General features: G+C 73.1%; 14 protein-coding genes. 6 read left to right on the top strand and 8 right to left on the bottom strand.

Annotated features, from left to right (window positions below):
• Positions 1–2: 2 nt before the first annotated feature.
• Positions 3–629 (bottom strand): TetR/AcrR family transcriptional regulator, encoded by a 627-nt coding sequence (locus MCM47_RS35090; RefSeq protein WP_238951061.1) that lies wholly within the window; start codon positions 627–629, stop codon positions 3–5.
• A 155-nt stretch (positions 630–784) separates the two neighbouring features.
• Here MCM47_RS35090 and MCM47_RS35085 point away from each other — a divergent pair, with 155 nt between their 5' ends.
• Positions 785–2,977 (top strand): MMPL family transporter, encoded by a 2,193-nt coding sequence (locus MCM47_RS35085; protein WP_238951060.1) that lies wholly within the window; start codon positions 785–787, stop codon positions 2,975–2,977.
• Between the two features lie 102 nt (positions 2,978–3,079).
• On the opposite strand, the gene MCM47_RS35080 is transcribed toward MCM47_RS35085, so the two are convergent.
• From MCM47_RS35080 to MCM47_RS35070, 3 genes are all read right to left on the bottom strand, one after another.
• Positions 3,080–5,050, bottom strand: coding sequence for a SpoIIE family protein phosphatase (locus tag MCM47_RS35080; RefSeq protein WP_238951059.1), 1,971 nt, complete (start codon positions 5,048–5,050; stop codon positions 3,080–3,082).
• Between the two features lie 56 nt (positions 5,051–5,106).
• Complete coding sequence (locus MCM47_RS35075) at positions 5,107–5,874, bottom strand: methyltransferase domain-containing protein (protein WP_308222582.1); 768 nt, start codon at positions 5,872–5,874, stop codon at positions 5,107–5,109.
• Positions 5,875–6,441: 567 nt separating this feature from the next.
• Complete coding sequence (locus tag MCM47_RS35070; protein ID WP_238951057.1) at positions 6,442–9,393, bottom strand: AfsR/SARP family transcriptional regulator; 2,952 nt, start codon at positions 9,391–9,393, stop codon at positions 6,442–6,444.
• Between the two features lie 213 nt (positions 9,394–9,606).
• Between MCM47_RS35070 and MCM47_RS35065 the strand changes: the two genes are divergently transcribed.
• On the top strand, positions 9,607–9,867 hold the full coding sequence (locus MCM47_RS35065; RefSeq protein WP_238951056.1) for a hypothetical protein: 261 nt from the start codon (positions 9,607–9,609) through the stop codon (positions 9,865–9,867).
• 84 nt (positions 9,868–9,951) lie between these two features.
• Here MCM47_RS35065 and MCM47_RS35060 read toward each other — a convergent pair whose 3' ends face one another.
• On the bottom strand, positions 9,952–10,362 hold the full coding sequence (locus MCM47_RS35060) for a hypothetical protein (RefSeq protein ID WP_238951054.1): 411 nt from the start codon (positions 10,360–10,362) through the stop codon (positions 9,952–9,954).
• Between the two features lie 143 nt (positions 10,363–10,505).
• Between MCM47_RS35060 and MCM47_RS35055 the strand changes: the two genes are divergently transcribed.
• The gene (locus MCM47_RS35055; RefSeq protein WP_238951052.1) at positions 10,506–11,264 is read left to right on the top strand and encodes a GntR family transcriptional regulator; all 759 of its coding nucleotides are present in this window, start codon (positions 10,506–10,508) and stop codon (positions 11,262–11,264) included.
• A 122-nt stretch (positions 11,265–11,386) separates the two neighbouring features.
• On the opposite strand, the gene MCM47_RS35050 is transcribed toward MCM47_RS35055, so the two are convergent.
• On the bottom strand, positions 11,387–13,054 hold the full coding sequence (locus tag MCM47_RS35050; RefSeq protein ID WP_238951049.1) for a fumarate hydratase: 1,668 nt from the start codon (positions 13,052–13,054) through the stop codon (positions 11,387–11,389).
• Between the two features lie 155 nt (positions 13,055–13,209).
• Between MCM47_RS35050 and MCM47_RS35045 the strand changes: the two genes are divergently transcribed.
• Both MCM47_RS35045 and MCM47_RS35040 read left to right on the top strand, forming a co-directional pair.
• Positions 13,210–13,953, top strand: a complete 744-nt coding sequence (locus MCM47_RS35045) for a DUF1707 domain-containing protein (RefSeq protein ID WP_374209263.1) — start codon at positions 13,210–13,212, stop codon at positions 13,951–13,953.
• Between the two features lie 330 nt (positions 13,954–14,283).
• A complete protein-coding gene (locus MCM47_RS35040; RefSeq protein ID WP_374209262.1) occupies positions 14,284–14,715 on the top strand; it encodes a WhiB family transcriptional regulator in 432 nt (143 codons plus the stop codon).
• 91 nt (positions 14,716–14,806) lie between these two features.
• On the opposite strand, the gene glpX is transcribed toward MCM47_RS35040, so the two are convergent.
• A complete protein-coding gene (gene glpX / locus MCM47_RS35035; RefSeq protein ID WP_238951047.1) occupies positions 14,807–15,847 on the bottom strand; it encodes a class II fructose-bisphosphatase in 1,041 nt (346 codons plus the stop codon).
• Positions 15,848–16,083: 236 nt separating this feature from the next.
• On the opposite strand from glpX, the gene MCM47_RS35030 reads away from it, so the two are divergent.
• Positions 16,084–16,599, top strand: coding sequence for a DUF4245 domain-containing protein (locus MCM47_RS35030; protein ID WP_238951046.1), 516 nt, complete (start codon positions 16,084–16,086; stop codon positions 16,597–16,599).
• A gap of 213 nt (positions 16,600–16,812) precedes the next feature.
• Here MCM47_RS35030 and MCM47_RS35025 read toward each other — a convergent pair.
• The coding region (locus MCM47_RS35025; RefSeq protein ID WP_238951043.1) for a transposase at positions 16,813–17,222 on the bottom strand (410 nt) is incomplete at its 5' end.

Genomic DNA, 17,222 nt, shown 5'->3' with positions numbered 1-17,222 from the left:
GCCTAGGGCAGTCGGGCGGGTGCGCCCAGACAGAGCCCGACGGTGGTGGCGACGAGAAGGTCGAGGGCCCGGCGCGACTCCTGGTCGGGCTCCTCGCCGGCCGCCCGGAGCACCAGGTAGCGGTCGGTCAGGCCGTGGAAGCCGGCCAGGAAGTGGACGGCGACGTCGGCCGCGGGCGTCGCCAGCGGTTGCTCGTGGGCGGCGGCGAGCGCGGTCAGCAGCTCGGCCGCGGTGTCCTCGATCTCGTACTGGAGCGCGCGCATGATCTCCTGCAGGTCCGGGTCGCGCATCGCCAGCGCGGAGAACTCGGACATCAGGGCGCACTTGCCGCCCTCGCCGACCGCGCTGTCCCAGAGCGCGTAGACCATCGCGCGGACCTGGTCGCCGAACGCGCCGGCGCCCGGCGCGGCCGCCCGGACGTGGCCGATGAACTCGGCGGTCAGCTGCTCGACCACGGCGCGGTAGAGGTCCTTCTTGGTGCCGAAGGTGTAGTGCACCGTCGCCTGGGCCACCCCGAGTTCGGCCGCGATCGCCCGGGTGCTGCCGGCGGCGACACCCTCGCGGCTCATCAGGTCGATCGCGGCCTGGATCAGCTGGGGGCGTCGTTCGGAGGCGGGGACGTGGGCCATTGGATCAGCGTATCGCCATAGTCGGACAACCATGTCGGCGGAACTTGTCATGAGCTCATGTCGGTCGACTTTGTCATGCGACCAAGTCGGGCGTACGGTGGGTCGCGATCCGTTCAGGCACCCGCCTGCCCGACCGACCTGATCGAAGGTTCTCCATGGCCACGTACCTCTACCGACTCGGCCGGTTCTGCTTCCGCCGCAGGCGAGCCGTGCTCGCCGTCTGGCTCGCCGTCCTGATCGCCGTGGGCGGTGCCGCGGGGGCGTTCGCAGGCAGGACCAGCGACGAGTTCAAGGTCCCGGGCACCGAGGCGCAGGCCACCCTGGACCGGATCAAGGACACGTTCCCCGCCCAGGGCCACGGCTCCGCCCAGGTCGTCTTCGCGGCCCCGCAGCCCGGCGGCATCACCGCGCCGGCGACCGCCGAGGCCGTCACCGAGGCGGTCGGCCGGATCGCCGCCGTCCCCGGGGTGGCGGGCGCCCCCGACCCGTACGCCACCAAGGCGGTCTCCCCGGACGGCCGGGTCGCCATCGCGCTGGTCTCCTTCGACCGGAAGCTCGGCGACATCACCGACGAGCAGCGCGACGCGGTGCGGGCCGCCGCCGACCCGGCCGGCGCGGCAGGGCTGACGGTGGCCTACGGCGGCGACGCCTACAACCGGATGGCCCAGGTCGACGGGGGCGAGGCGGTCGGCCTGGCGGTGGCCGGCGTGGTCCTGGTGATCACCCTGGGCTCGCTGGTCGCCGCCGGACTGCCGCTGCTGACCGCGCTGGTCGGCATCGGGGTGGCGCTCGCCGGGCTGCTCGCCCTCTCCGGCTCGTTCGAGATCATCAGCACCGCGCCGGTGCTGGCCCTGATGATCGGCCTGGCGGTCGGCATCGACTACGCGTTGTTCATCCTCTCCCGCCACCGCCGCCACCTCGCCGAGGGCCTGGAGCCGGAGGAGGCCGCGGCCCGCGCCAACGCGACGGCCGGCAGCGCGGTGGTCTTCGCCGGCCTGACCGTGGTGGTCGCGCTGGCCGGGCTCTCCGTCGCCGGGGTGCCGTTCCTGACCGTGATGGGCCTTGCGGCCTCCGGCGCCGTCGTGGTGGCGGTGCTCGTCGCGATCACCCTGCTGCCCGCGCTGCTCGGCTTCGCCGGCCGCGCCATCGACCGCCTGCCGGTCTGGCGGCGCGCGCTGCGGACCTCGGACCGGACCACCCTGGGCGAGCGCTGGGCGACCTTCGTGGTCCGTCGCCCGGTCGCCGTGCTGCTGGCCGGACTCGCCGCGCTCGGCGCGCTCGCGGTGCCGGCCGCCAGCCTCACCCTCGGCCTGCCCGGCGGCGGCTCGCAGGCCGCCGGGACCGACGCCCGCAAGGCGTACGACCTGGTCAGCGAGGGCTTCGGCCCCGGCTTCAACGCGCCGCTCGTGGTGGTCGTCGACGCCGCCGGCGCCCAGCAGCCCGAGCAGGCGGTGCAGGGCGTGGCGCAGACGCTGTCCACGCTCAAGGGCGTGCAGACGCTGCTGCCGCCGGCCGTGGACGCACCCAGCCGCACCGCCCTGCTCACCGTCATCCCGCACACCGGCCCGGACCACGCCGACACCAGGACGCTGGTCAACGAGATCCGCGACCAGCGCGACGGCATCAAGGCCGCCACCGGAGCCCGGATCGACGTCACCGGCACCACGGCCGCCAACATCGACGTCTCGGCCAAGCTGGGCGACGCGCTGCCGCCGTTCGTCGCGGTGATCGTGGGCATCGCGCTGGTGCTGCTGGCGCTGGCCTTCCGCTCCGTCCTCGTGCCGCTGAAGGCGGTGGCCGGTTTCCTGCTCAGCATCACGGCCTCGCTCGGCGCCGTGGTCGCGGTGTACCAGTGGGGCTGGCTGGACGGCCTGATCGACGTGCCCAAGGTGGGACCGGTGGTGAGCTTCGTGCCGATCCTGCTGATCGGGGTGCTGTTCGGCCTGGCGATGGACTACGAGCTGTTCCTGGTCTCCGGCATGAAGGAGCACCACGTCCACGGCGCGGCGCCGCGGGATGCGGTGGTCGCCGGGGTGAAGAACGGTGCGCGGGTGGTCACCGCGGCTGCGCTGATCATGGTCTCGGTCTTCGGCAGCTTCGTCTTCGGCCACGACCCGATCGTCCAGCCGATCGGCTTCGCGCTGGCGGTGGGCGTGCTGGTGGACGCCTTCGTGGTGCGGATGGCGCTGGTGCCGGCGGCGATGGCGCTGTTCGGCCAGGCCGCCTGGTGGTTCCCGAAGGCACTGGAGAAGGTCGTCCCGAGGGTGGACATGGAGGGCGAGCAGCTGATGGCACGGCTGGAGGGCGCGAAGGCCGCCGAGCCGGCGAAGGTGCCGGAGCGGGTCTGACGCCGACGGGCACCGACGGGCGCCGAGGCGCGTGAGCAGGCCCGGGCGGGCACGGGCCCCGGCGGTGCACGACCGCCGGGCCCCGTCCGCCGGCCCCGTCCGTCAGGGGAGGCGCTGCTCGAACCAGACCACCTTGCCGGTGCCCAGCCGGGTGGCGCCCCAGCGCTCGGCGCACCGGGCCACTATCTGCAGCCCGCGCCCGCGTTCGTCGTCCGGCCCGGTGCGGCGCGGGCGGGGCAGCAGCGGGCTGTCGTCCCCGACCTCGCAGCGCAGCCGGGTGGTGCGCACCAGGCTCAGGGTGACCGGCCGGGTGGCGTGCTGGACGGCGTTGGTGACGAGCTCGCTGACCATCAGCTCGGTGGCCGCGGTGAGCTCCTCCAGCCCCCAGCGCCGCAGCGTGTGCGCGGCCAGTCGGCGCGCCCTGCCCGGCGTCTCGTTGCGCGGCTGGAGGTACCAGTGCGCGACGTCCCCGGCCGGGATGCCGTCGAAGCAGGCGGCCAGCAGCGCGATGTCGTCACCGCGGTCGCCGGGCGGCAGGATCCGCAGCGCCTCGTGGCAGAGGTGCTCCGGGGCCTGGAGCTGCGCGCCGGCGAGCCGGGCGCGCAGCAGCTCCAGTCCGTCACTGATCGGGCGGTTGCGGGTCTCCACCAGGCCGTCGGTGAAGAGCAGCAGCGCGGAGCCCGGCGGGGCGGGGAGCTCGACGGAGTTGAAGTCGACCCCGCCGACGCCGATCGGCGCGCCGGCGTCCAGCTCCAGCAGCTCGGCGCTGCCGTCGGGCTGGACCAGGACGGGCGGCACGTGACCGGCGTTGGCGAGCACCACCCGGTTGGCGATCGGGTCGTAGACCGCGTAGACGCAGGTGGCCAGGTGCTGTTCCCGGCCGAGGCGCTGGGCCTGTTCGTCCAGGTGGTAGAGGACTTCGTGCGGCGGCAGGTCGAGGGCGGCCAGGGTCTGGGCACTGGTGCGGAGCTGGCCCATGATGGCGGCCGAGGTCAGCGAGTGGCCCATGACGTCCCCGACGATCAGCGCGACCCGGTTGCCGGGCAGCGGCACCGCGTCGTACCAGTCGCCGCCGACCTGGGCGCCGCGCTCGCCGGGCAGGTAGCGCTGGGAGAGCCGGACGCCGTGCGGCTGCGGGAGGCGCAACGGCAGCATGCTGCGCTGGAGTTCGTTCGCTATCTCCCACTCGCGGGCGTAGCGCAGGGCGGTGTCGACGGCGAGCCCGGCCTGGGTGGCGAGGTGGGCGGCGGTCGCGGTGTCGGTGGCGTCGAAGGCGGGCCGGCCGGTCTTCCCGGGCGGCCGGCGGATCAGCACCAGCAGGCCGAGGACGGCCTTGCGCCCGCGCAGCGGCAGGGCGAGCACCGAACTGCCGGCGCCGAGCCGGGCCACCCCGCGAGCGCCGTACAGCTCGCGCAGCAGCTCGGTGGACCGCTCGGTGGCGCGCGAGTCCCCCTCGGCACAGCCGCCCGCCCCGAGGACGGCCGGCTCGGCGGGCCGGCGGCTGAGCAGGGTGTGGGCCAGCGCGCCGCCCCGGGTGACCGGGGTGGCCGGCCCGGTGTCGGCGCTGGAGCGGGCGCCGTACCGGGGGCCGTACCGGCCGTCGTGGCGGGAGCCGCGTTGCTCGCCCCCGGCGGTGGAGCGGCCGCGGCGGCCGAGCCGGGTGCCCAGGCTGTGGTGGATCCGCAGCTCGTCCGGGAAGCCGGGCTCGCGCTCGACGTTGGGCAGCGGGTCGCGCAGGTGGACGACGGCGGCGTCGGCGAGGGTGGGCACCAGGACCCGGCAGATGTTGCGCAGCGTCGCCGCGAGGTCGAGGGCGCTGTTGATCCGGCGGGTGGCGGAGTCGAGGTAGGCGAGCCGTTCGGCGACCCGGTCGTGGGCGCCCCCGTCCGGGCCCGACGCGGCCGGGCCCGACCCTACGGGGAGCGGCGGCGGTGCGGGCAACGGCGGTGCGGGCAACGGCGGTGCGGGCAGCGGCACGGCGGGACCGGACGGGTGGGGCGGCGGGTGCGGGGGACGGCGTTGGTCCGGGAGGGCAGGCGGCTGTCCGGCCTCGGGGTTGAGCTGGTCGCGCACGGCTGCCTGTCCTGGGGAGTGGTGTGGAGTAGGTGGTCTTCCGGGTTGGTCCGGGCTCAGCCGACGCGTCGACAGCACAGGAACAGTTGCTCCTCCGGCGGCAGCGAGGTGCTGGCCGGAGCGTACGAGTACCCCGACCGCTCCTCGACGGCGAACCCGGACTCCACCAGAACCCGTTCCAGATCCTCCCTCAGATACCCGCTGATGCGAAGCTCCCGTCCGAGGAACGGGAGCGGAACGTGATCCAGGTCGGCCTCGACCGTGCCGAGCGCCAGCAGTCCGCCGGGCCGGAGGAGTTCGCGCACCCGGGCCAGCACGGTGGGGATCTCGTCCTGCGGGAGCAGCATCAGGGAGAAGAACGCGGTGACGGCGGCGAAGGTGCCCTTCCCGCGCGGCCCGAGGGCGGGGACGTTCCACGCCCGGTCGGCGCGCTCGGTGGCCAGGTCGTACATGTCGATGCGGTGGAGGGTGGGGGCGTGCGGGCCGGGGTGGTGCGCCGCCCGGGCCCGGGTGAGCATGCCGTCCGAGAGGTCGATCCCGGTGACCCTCATCCCGCCGGCGGTCAGCTGCCCGACGGTCGGGTCGCCGGTGCCGCAGCCGACGTCGAGCACCGCGTCGCCCGGTTCGAGCCGCTCCAGCAGCCGGCGGCCGCAGGCGAGCTGGCCGTCCTTGACCGGGAAGGCCTCGGCGTAGCAGGCGCCGATGGTGTCGAAGGCGACGGCCTGGAGGGCGCGTTCGGCCCGCCGTCGCAGCACGTGGGGACCGTCGGCGCCGTCCGCGTCTTCGTCGAGGGGGAACGGGTCGGATATCTGTCCGGTCGTCACGATTGAGAGGCACCTTTCCACCCGGGCCTCCGGTCGGCCGGACGAGGCCGGGCCGCCGTCCGCCCGGCGCCCGTGCTGCCCCGCTGCCGGTGGCGGTACGTCACGCTCCCCGCGTCACACTGACTGCACGCTGACACAGTGCACGGAACCTCCGTGCAGGGACACTCTGCACCGTGGGAGCGCCGCCGCGCCGCCCTTTCCGGATGCTCCGCCCGGAAGGTGCAGTCTCGTGTACTGGCATCTGAGAATATGCGTGATCACTCCGCCATGGGGTCCGTTTCCAGCCAACTCGTGACGGTTGGGTGCGTCGGCCCGGGTTGCGGAAGCACATCGGTGCGGGGCGGGGTGGTGCGGCACCGGTCCGCACGCCGCCCGCTCGCCCGAGGAGCGGCGCTGACCTGCGCCTTCGTCGCGGAGCGAGCTGACAAGCCGTCGTTTATCAATCGTCAATCGGCCGGGTGCACAGTGGAGTCCAGCGCCGGGGAAGCGTTGAGGGTGCTCCCGCAGCCGGGGGGCTGCGGGAGCACCGGAACGCCCGGGGGAGGCTGCCGACCGGGGGGCGGCGGCCTACGGCGCAGGGGGAGAGAGGGGCTCGGTGTGCTGCTGGGAGATGAGGTCCGCAACGGGGGAGGCCTCCGGCACACCGAGCCGCGTGAAGATGGCGTGGGCTTCCCGGAGACACGCCAGACCACGCGCCGGCTGGGCGAGGCCGAGCAGGGCCTCGCCGAGCGCGGCGTTGGCCAGGCCCTGGCAGTAGGCGGAGTCCAGCTCCTGCCCGATGGCCAGTGACTCCTCGGCGGACTCCGCCGCCTCGGCGTGCTGCCCGGCGGCGAGCAGCGACGAGGAGAGCCGGGCCAGGGTGTAGCCCTGCCAGAGCGGGTTCTGCTGGGACTGGTACAGCTCGTGGGCCTCGCGCAGGTGCGCCACGGCGGCGCCCGAGGAGAGCACCACGCCGAGCTGGTAGAGCGTGTCCGCGAGGCACGGCCCGTTCTTCGACGTGCGCGCCGCGGCCACCGCGTCGGTGGCGGACTGGACGGCCGTCTCCGTCATGCCGAGCCGCTGCTGGACGCGGGCGATGTTGCTGATCAGCCGGGCCTCGCCGATCGGTGCTCCGACCACCCGGCTGATGGCGAGGGCCTGTTCGAAGAAGGCCAGGGCCTCGGCGGGTCTGTTGCCGATACTGAGGATGATCCCGAGCATGTTGGTGGCGGCCGACCGGAGCACGGTGTCGTCCGTCGCCTGGAACTCGAGGCTCCGGCGCAGGGAGTGCTCCGCACCCTGGAAGTCGCTGGTGAGACCTTGAAGGGCACCGATGGCGAAGTGGACGCGGGCGAGCGCTTCGCGGTCGTCGCCGGCGTTCTGGCCCGCGATCTCCAGGGCCCGACGGACCCGGGGCCCGTGCGTCGGGTCCGCGCCCAGGCTGTTCAGCAGGATCAGCAGGTCGACCGCCGGGTACCGCAGTTCTCGCGGCCCGTCCGTCGCGGCTTCCACGGCCCCGAGGATCAGCGCGTTCTCGGCGCGGAGCCAGCCCCGTGCGGCCTCGCTCGTCGCCAGTGCCAGGCCGGTCGACGCCGGTGGGTTCAGCGGGTCGGGGAACTGGTCGTCCGGCTCGATCGCGCGGGCTGCGTTGGAGACGGTGGCCAACAGGAGGTCGAGCAGGCGCAGCATGGCCAGCCGCTGTTCCTCGGCGTCGCCGGTGCGCTCGTTCTGGCGCTGCGCATAGAGCCGGAGCAGGTCGTGGTACCGGTAGCGCCCCGGCGTGAAGCACTCCAGCATGTTGGCCTCGACCAGGGCCTCGGCGAGGTCCTCGGCGGTGGTCTCGTCCACGCCGAGCAGCGCGGCGGCGGCCGCGAGCGGGATGTCGGGGGAGTCGATCAGCGAGAGCAGTCGAAAGGCACGCGCCTCGGCCGGGGACAGCTGTCCGTATCCGAGGCCGATCGTGGTCTCCACCGCGAGGTTTCCGAGCTGGAGCTCGTCCAGCCGGCGCCGTTGGTCGGCTAACCGGCGGGCCAGGTCCGAGACGCTCCACCTGGGCCGGCTGGCCAGCCGGGCTGCCGCGATGCGGACGGCGAGGGGGAGGAAGCCGCAGGCCGTCACGACCGCCATCGAGGCCTCGGGCTCGGCGGCGACGCGCTGTTCGCCGACGATGGCCGAGAAGAGGGCCAGCGCCTCCTGCGGAGTGAGTTCCTCGACGTCCACCAGGTGCGCGCCCGGGATGCCGGCGAGCCGGCCACGGCTGGTGGCGAGCACGGCGCAGCCGGACACCCCCGGGATGAGCGGTCGGATCTGCTCGGCGTCCTGGGCGTTGTCGAGCAGGATCAGCATCCGCCGGCTGGCGAGCAGCGAGCGGTAGAGGGCCGCACGCTGTTCGAGGGAGTCGGGATTCTCGGTGACGCCGAGAACGTGCAGGAAGTCGCCGAGGACGACCGCCGGGTCGGCAGGCGACGCCCCGGCGCCGCGGAGGTCGACGTACAGCTGCCCGTCCGGGAACTCGGCCCGCACCCGGTGGGCCACGTGGACGGCGAGCGTGGTCTTCCCGACGCCGCCGATGCCGGCGAGCGACGTCACCACGACCGCCTGCCCGGTGGCGTTCATCAGGACGGAGGACAGCTCGGCGACCAGCCCCTCCCGTCCGCTGAAGTCGGAGACGTCGGCCGGGAGCTGGGCCGGCGGAGGTGGCGTGACCGGACCGTCCTCGCGGACGGGGGTGGCGGGCGCGCCGGTGGGAGTCAGCGTCGGGTCTGCGGCGAGGATCCGCGCGTGCATGGCCGACAGGCCGGCGCCGGGTTCGACGCCGAGCTCGTCGATCAGCAGCTTCCGGGTGTCGGTGTAGACGCCGAGGGCCTCCGCCTGGCGCCCGCAGCGGTAGAGCGCCAGCATCAGCAGTTCGCGCAGGCGCTCGCGCAGCGGGTGCTCGGCGGTGAGCGAGTTCAGCTCGCCGACCACCTCGGCGTGCAGGCCGATGTCGAGGGCGGCGGTGCACCGCTCCTCGGCGACGGCGATCCGGCGCTCGCCCAGGCGGAGCCGTTGCGCCTCGGCGTACGGCCCGGGGACGCCGGTCAGCGGGCGTCCGCTGAAGAGGCCGAGTGCCTGCAGCAGCAGCTCGTGCGCCTCCTGCACCTCGCCGGCCGCCCGGGCCGTGGCGGCCTCGGCGGCGAGCCTCTCGAAGACCGTCACGTCGAGTGCGTCGCGGGGGATGTGGAGCGCGTAGCCGTCGGCCACCGAGACCAGGAGCTCGGCCGGGGCGCGGACCTCGCGCCTGGGCTCGATGACGGAGCGCAGGCGGGAGACGTAGGTGCGCAGCGCGGCGATGGCCTGCGCCGGAGGCCGGTCACCCCAGAGGCCGTCGACGAGGTCCTGGGTGGTGACGGGGCGTCCCGCGTGCAGCAGGAGGGTGGTCAGGACGGCCTGCTGCTGGGGCGAGCCGAGCGCGAGGGGCTTGCCGTCGAGCCATGCCTGGACAGGACCGAGTACCTGGAAGCGCAGCGCCGGTGCGGGCGGCGTTTCCCGAAACTCCATGAAGTCCCCCGATGGCCTGTGGTCGATTCCGCGAAGGGCGCTCGGCGGTCCGCCGTGTGATGGCTTCAGCTTAGGCGGAGGGCCGACTCTGCCGGACAACACGGCAAGCCGCACGATGTTTATCGGACATTTAATCAACCCTACGATACTGGCGACGCGCCCGCGCCATGCCGGTGGGGCCGAAGACATTTGATGACTGAAAGGCGGCCGCCCATGGCCAACGACCAGAGCGCGACCCCCGAGCCGATCAAGACGGCCGATGCTGCTGTGGAGGCCGGCAAGGCGGTCGAGGGCGCAGTGGCCGCGTCCTCGAACCCGACCGAGTACACGGAACCCACCGCTGCGCAGAAGGCGGACCTCGAGGACGATCTGTTCGGCGACGAGTCCGAGCGTGTCGTGGAGCCCACTGCTCCGGCGACCGGCAAGCCGGGCGAGGTGTTCGAGCCGCAGGGCATCATCGCGGCACACCCGTAACGTGCGCCACGCCAGTGCCCTGCGCCCCGCGTGACGCGGAGCGTAGGGCACTCGCCATTGCGGCTATCGATAACGGAGGGGGCGTCAGGTCGTTCCGGAATTCCGGATTCGCCATGAACCCTGCAGGATCCCCCTCAGCGCTTCCTGGGCGGATTTCCGCTTGATTGCCGCAAGTGCTGACTTTTCGGGCGACTGATCCGATTCCCTGCGAAAGCCGCGTTCCGCTGGCGGGGTCGGGGCCCGATCCGGTTCCGCGGCAATGCCGGGGGTCCGGGTCGGCGGTCGACCCTCCTCCCCCGGGACCGGGGCCCGGTCCGGCACCGGCCCGATCTGGCCCGGGAGGGCCGTCCACTCGCGGCCGCCGGCCTCGGGGCGCAGGTAGTGCTCCCCGCCGATGGTGTCCATGTAGATGCCGGTGCGTCCGGTCCTGCCGTCGAGGACGAGTTCACCCACTCGCGGTCGGTAGGCCGCGGCGTCGCGCTTACGGGTGCTCACCGCATGCTCCTTGCTCTGGTACTACCCAGCCTCTCTAGAGAAGCTAATATCTCTAGAGATGTCAACGGCCCTGACCGGTCCTATCGGCTTACCGACGGCCGCGGGCGCGCCTACGATTTCCGGGCGAGGACGAGGAGAAGGCGATGGTCGGCAGCAGTGGCGAGAAACAGCCCAAGTACCAGCGGATCGCCGACACCCTGAAGGCGGCGATCGACGCCGGCGAGTACCGCGCCGGCGACCGGCTGCCCGGGGAGAACGACCTCATGGACGAGTACGGCGTGGCCCGGATGACCGCCCGCCAGGCGCTCGGCGTGCTGCAGAGCGAGGGCATCGCCGAGGCGCGCCGGGGCGCCGGGGTCTTCGTCCGCGACTTCCGGCCGCTGCGGCGGCGCGGGATCCAGCGGCTCGCCCAGGGGCAGTGGGGTTCGGGCCGGTCGATATGGTCGGCTGACATCGACCGTCGCTCGCTGGTCGTCGACCAGGTGTCGGTCACCGAGCAGGGGGCGCCGGACCACGTGGCGCGGGTGCTCGGCGTCGACCCGGGCGCACCGATGTGCGTCCGGCACCGGCGCTTCGTCCTGGACGGCAAGCCGGTGCTGCTCTCCACCTCGTACCTTCCGGCCGGCCTGGTCGCGGGGACGGCGATCACCCGTGAGGACACCGGGCCCGGCGGCACCTACGCGCGGCTGGCGGAGATCGGTGCGAAGCCGGTCCACTTCCGCGAGGAGGTCCGCGCGCGGATGCCCGGCGCCGAGGAGAGCGCCCGCCTGGAGCTCCCGGCCGGCACGCCGGTCATCCTGATCTGCCGCACGGCCTTCGCGGACGAGGGGCAGGTGGTCGAGCTGAACGAGATGACCCTCGACGCGGCCTCCTACGTCCTGGAGTACGACTTCGACGCCTGAGCCCTCCGCAGCCTGCTGCCCGGGAGCCCCCGCCGCAAGGCGGAACCGCCCCGGCCGCGAGGTCGCGGTCGGGGCGGTCGGGTCGGTCGGGTCGGTCCCGGGTGTCGCAGCGGCGGGGGCGGCTACTCCTTGGAGCGGACGCGCAGGTTGGTGATCAGCGGGCCCTCGGTGGTCTCGCGGAAGAAGTCGTTGCCCTTGTCGTCCACCACGATGAACGCCGGGAAGTCCTCGACCTCGATCCGCCAGACGGCCTCCATGCCGAGCTCGGCGTACTCCAGGACCTCGACCTTCTTGATGCAGTCCTGGGCGAGCCGCGCCGCCGGGCCGCCGATCGAGCCGAGGTAGAAACCGCCGTGCTGGGCGCACGCGTCGGTGACCTGCTTGCTGCGGTTGCCCTTGGCGAGCATGACCATCGAGCCGCCTGCGGCCTGGAACTGGTCGACGTAGGAGTCCATCCGGCCGGCCGTGGTCGGGCCGAAGGAGCCGGAGGCGTAGCCCTCGGGGGTCTTGGCCGGGCCCGCGTAGTAGACCGGGTGGTCCTGGAGGTACTTGGGCATGCCCTCGCCGGCGTCCAGGCGCTCCTTGATCTTGGCGTGCGCGATGTCGCGGGCCACGACCAGCGTGCCGGTCAGCGAGAGGCGGGTCTTCACCGGGTACTTGGAGAGCTCGGCGCGGATGGCGGACATCGGCTGGTCGAGGTCGATGCGCACGACGTCGTCGTCCAGGTGCTCGTCCGTGGTGTCCGGCAGGTACTTGGCCGGGTCGGTCTCCAGCTGCTCCAGGAAGACGCCCTCGGCGGTGATCTTGCCCAGCGCCTGGCGGTCCGCCGAGCAGGAGACGGCCATCGCGACCGGCAGCGAGGCGCCGTGGCGCGGCAGGCGGACCACGCGCACGTCGTGGCAGAAGTACTTGCCGCCGAACTGCGCGCCGATGCCGATCTTCTGGGTCAGCTCGGTGACCTTGGCCTCAAGTTCGAGGTCCCGGAAGCCGTGCCCGGTCTTCGCGTTGCCCTCGGTCGGCAGGTGGTCCAGGTAGTGCGCGGAGGCGTACTTGGCGGTCTTGAGCGCGAACTCCGCGCTGGTGCCGCCGATCACGATGGCCAGGTGGTACGGCGGGCAGGCGGCCGTGCCGAGCGAGCGGATCTTCTGCTCCAGGAACGAGAGCATGCTCGCCTCGTTCAGGATCGCCTTGGTCTCCTGGTACAGGTACGACTTGTTGGCCGAGCCGCCGCCCTTGGCCATGAAGAGGAACTTGTACGCGTCGCCGTCGGTCGCGTACAGCTCGATCTGCGCCGGCAGGTTGTTGCCGGTGTTCTTCTCGTCCCACGTGGTCACCGGGGCCATCTGGGAGTAGCGCAGGTTGAGCTTGGTGTAGGCGTCGTAGACGCCGCGGGCGATGGCGGCCTCGTCGCCGCCCTCGGTCAGCACGTTCTGGCCGCGCTTGCCCATCACGATCGCGGTGCCGGTGTCCTGGCACATCGGCAGGATGCCGCCGGCCGAGATGTTGACGTTCTTCAGCAGGTCCAGCGCGACGAAGCGGTCGTTGGGGCTGGCCTCCGGGTCGTCCAGGATGCGGCGCAGCTGGGCGAGGTGGGCGGGGCGCAGGTAGTGCGAGATGTCGTGCATCGCCTCGGCGGTGAGCAGCCGCAGGGCCTCGGGCTCGACCTGGAGGAAGGTGCGGCCGCCGGCCTCGAAGGTGGAGACACCCTCGGAGGTCAGCTTGCGGTACGGGGTCGGGTCGGCGCCCAGGGGGAGCAGGTCGCTGTACTCGAAGTCTGGCGTGGGAGCCATGGGGGAGGTCCTTAGTGTTCCGTGTTCCGGCTGCGTCGGCGAAGCACCCTCAAGGGTAGGACCCGCCGGAGCGCCGTACGCGGACAGGTCCGCCTGCGTGACCGGGCTCACTCGGACACGCGTACGGGGCTTGCCCCGGTGGCTAGTCTTGACCCGTGGACAACTCGCCGTCGAGGGACGACCAGGGCCAGCCGCCCGTACCGATGACCAAGCCGGAGACGAAGCCGCCGGCTCGCGCCGACCACGCCCCGGTGGCGGAGGCCGAGATGAGGGCCTCCGACGCGGACCGCGAACGCGTGGCCGAGCTCCTCCGGGACGCCTACGCCGAGGGCCGGCTGGACGTCGAGGAGCACGCCGAGCGGATCGAAGCGGCCTACGCCGCCAAGACCTTGGGCGACCTGGTGCCGCTGACCAGGGACCTTCCGGTGCACCGCGCGATCTCCTTCGACAAGCCCCCGCTGGGCGCCCCGGAGCAGGGACCGCGCCCGGACGGGCCGGTTCGGCTGCCGGCCCGGCAGGAGGCACCGACCATGGTCGCGATCTTCGGTGGGGCGTCCCGCAAGGGCCGCTGGCGGGTCGGCTCGCACCTGCGGGCGGTCGCGGCGTTCGGCGGGGTCGAGATCGACCTGACCGACGCCGTCTTCGAGTCGCCCGAGGTGGTCATCGAGGTGATCGCCGTCTTCGGCGGGGTCGAGATCAAGGTGCCGGAGAACGTCAGCCTGCACGGCAGCGGCGTCGGGATCTTCGGCGGCTTCGACGTCAAGGAGCAGACGGCGGCGGATCCTTACGCGCCGGTGGTCCGGGTCAAGGGCGCGGCGGTGTTCGGTGGTTGCGAGGCCAAGCCGCGCAAGGGCAAGAAGCTCAAGGAGTGGGTGCGCAAGCAACTCGGCGCCGACTAGGCCGTCCTGGGCCCGTCCGCCGGGTCCCGGCGCCGGGCAGGATTCGGCAGGTCGGCGGGCCGCCGCCGGTCGCGGCCGCGCACCCGGGTGCCCGGGCGGGAACAACTCCCGCCCGGGCACTCGCCGTTGCGGTGAGTGCAGGCTGTAGTCGATTGCATGCAGTGTGCATGAATCGCGGCGCGGCGGGGTAGTTCCTCTCGCACATCGCTTCTTGTACGGCTGCGCACCGGAGGCGGCCTGAGGCCGGCCCGGGGGGTGAAGAGCGGGGGCTCGCAGCCGGGCAGGGGTGCGAGCTTCCCCGTGTCCGAGAGCCTCGTCAGGAGTACGGCCGTGCTGCATCCGATCGAGTCCCGCCCCACCGCGCCAGTCGCGTCGCCCGCCACCCCGCCCGTCGTGTCGCCGGTCGCGACCGCCCGGGTCCTGCAGCACCGGCCCGCGCCGCAGCCGCAGCCGCAGGGCGATGACGACCCCTGGCACACCGGTGCGGCCTGTCGCCGGGACGAGGTGGGGCTGTTCTTCGCGCCCTCCAAGGAGCCGACGGCGGCCCGGCTCTCGCGCGAGGAGCAGGCGAAGCAGGTCTGTGCCCGCTGCCCGGTGCTGCTGGAGTGCCGCGAGCACGCGCTGGCCCAGCCGGAGCCGTACGGCGTGTGGGGCGGGCTGACGGCCGCCGAGCGGCGGGTGGTGCTGGCCCGGCGGCGGCGCCGGGACACCGAGCTGCGCGAGGCGGCCCGGGTGCCGGCCCGCCGGCGGATAGCGGGCTGAGCGCGGGCCCGGACGGCGGGAACGCCCGCGGCCTCGGCGGAGGGGGATTCCGCCGAGGCCGCGGGCGTCGTCGACGCGCGTGCGTCCGGGATCAGTTGGCGCGGTCGAAGTCGATCGCGCTGTAGGCCCGCAGCTTGGACAGCTTGTGGGTGGAGTGGATCTCCCGGATGGTGCCGCTCTTGGAGCGCATGACCAGCGAGCTGGTGGTGGCGGTCTCCTGGCGGTAGTGGACGCCGCGCAGCAGCTCGCCGTCGGTGATGCCGGTGGCGACGAAGAACACGTTCTCGCCGCTGACCAGGTCGTTGGTGGTGAGGACGCGGTCCAGGTCGTGGCCGGCGTCGAGGGCCTTCTGGCGCTCGGCGTCGTCCTTCGGCCAGAGCCGGCCCTGGATCACGCCGCCCATGCACTTCATGGCGCAGGCCGCGATGATGCCCTCGGGGGTGCCGCCGACGCCCATCAGCAGGTCGACGCCGGTGCCCTCGCGGGCGGCCATGATGGCGCCGGCCACGTCGCCGTCGGAGATGAACTTGATCCGGGCACCGGCCTCGCGGATCTCCTGGACCAGGCCCTGGTGGCGCGGCCGGTCGAGGATGACCACGGTGACGTCCTCGACGGCGGAGCCCTTGGCCTTGGCGACCCGGCGGATGTTGACGGCCGGCGGCGCGGTGATGTCGACGAACTCGGCGGCCTCGGGGCCGGCGACGAGCTTGTCCATGTAGAACACCGCGCTGGGGTCGAACATGGTGCCGCGGTCGGCGACGGCCAGCACCGCGACGGCGTTGTTCATGCCCTTGGCGGTGAGCGTGGTCCCGTCGACCGGGTCCACCGCGACGTCGCACTCGGCGCCGGTGCCGTCGCCGACCCGCTCGCCGTTGTAGAGCATCGGCGCCTCGTCCTTCTCGCCCTCGCCGATGACGACGACGCCGTTCATCGAGACGGTGGAGACGAGCGTGCGCATGGCCTTCACGGCGGCGCCGTCGGCGCCGTTCTTGTCGCCGCGGCCGACCCAGCGCCCGGCGGCCATCGCGGCGGCCTCGGTGACCCGGACGAGCTCGAGCGCGAGGTTCCGGTCGGGAGCCTCCGGCGCGACCTCCAGGGCCTGGGGGAGGGTGTGCGGGTACTGCGTGGTCATCGTCGTTACCTCTCTGTACGCGACGGCCAGTGAGCGCCCGACTACTGCCAGGTCGAACGCCGTGGTGAGGGTCCTGCGATCGTATCCGCCCACGAGATGACTGTCTGTGGCGCGGGTCGCCGCCCCGGTTCGGAAACGGTCGGTTTGCCCCTGTTCACCCGTACGAGGGCACCCCGGGTGCCGGTGTCCGGGAGTGGATGAGTCACCATGTGGGGGTGGCTGGAGAGAGCAGAGGCATGAGGGGCCGGCAGACGGTACGGGACATGGTCCTGTCGATGCTGGCGGTCGGCGTCGTGGTCTGGATCGGGTACCTGTTCCTGCCGCACGACGCGAGCGGTGACGGGGTCCACGCCAAGGAGTACAAGGTGGCCGCGGCCTCCGCGAAGCGTGCCGCGCCGTACCCGCTGCTCTCCCCGGAGGGGCTGTCCGACCGGTGGCGGGCCACCTCGGTGAGCTACGAGCCCGCCTCGCTGGGCAAGGGCAAGGGCAACGCCTGGCACCTGGGCTTCGTGACCCCGTCCGGCCAGTACGCGGCCGTCGAGCAGAGCGACCTCGACCGCGACGCGCTGCTCTCCTCGGTCGTGGCCGGCGCCAAGCCGGACGGCACCGCCGACGTGGCCGGGACGGCCTGGGAGCGGCTGCAGGGCACCAAGGACCGCGCGCTGACGACCCGGAGCGGCAACGCCACCACCGTGCTCACCGGCACCGCCTCGTACGAGGAGCTGGCCGAGCTGGCGCAGGCGCTGAAGTAGTCCCGCGCGGCCGGCGTCGGCACCGGCCTGCTGCGCGCCGGCGGCGGGCCCGGTCCGTGCCGCCGGCGGGTGCGCCGGGTTCCTCGGGTCCGGGTTCCTCGGGTCCGGGTCCGTCCGGTCGGGTCCGTGCGGTGAGGTCCGTGCGGCCGGGTCCATGCGGAAGGGCCCCGCGCCGGTCGGAACCGGACGCTGTTGGTGAATTCGGGGTCCTGATCACTTCGCCCCGTCGAGCTGTTGCTCGGCGGGGCGAAGTGCTGCGAAGTGGCTGGTGCGGGTGCGGGCCCGGGGGGTGTCGGTGAGGTGGGCGTCGATGCGGGCCAGGTTGATCGCGGCGCCGGTGAGCTGGTGCTGGAGGCTGGTCTTTGCGAGGCCCTGATAGCGGGATCTGCGCAGGCCGCAGCGCCCGACGCCCTGGGAGATGGTGCCCTCGACGCCGGCGCGGATCTTGTAGCGGTCCTTCCAGGCGTCGGTTCGCTGTTCGGCGCGGGCGGCGTGGACGGCTTCGTATTCGTCCCGGCGTCGCAGGTTGAGCTCGCGTCGTTCGGCCCTGGGTGAGTTGACGCATTCCCGCAGGTGGGGGCAGGGGCGGCAGTCGGCGGGGCTGAAGCGGACCCGGATGACGG

This window comes from Kitasatospora sp. A2-31 (genome assembly GCF_022288725.1).
GTDB lineage: Bacteria > Actinomycetota > Actinomycetes > Streptomycetales > Streptomycetaceae > Kitasatospora.
The sequence above is the reverse complement of the archived record's forward strand: the minus strand, read 5'-3'. Positions and strand labels throughout refer to the sequence as shown.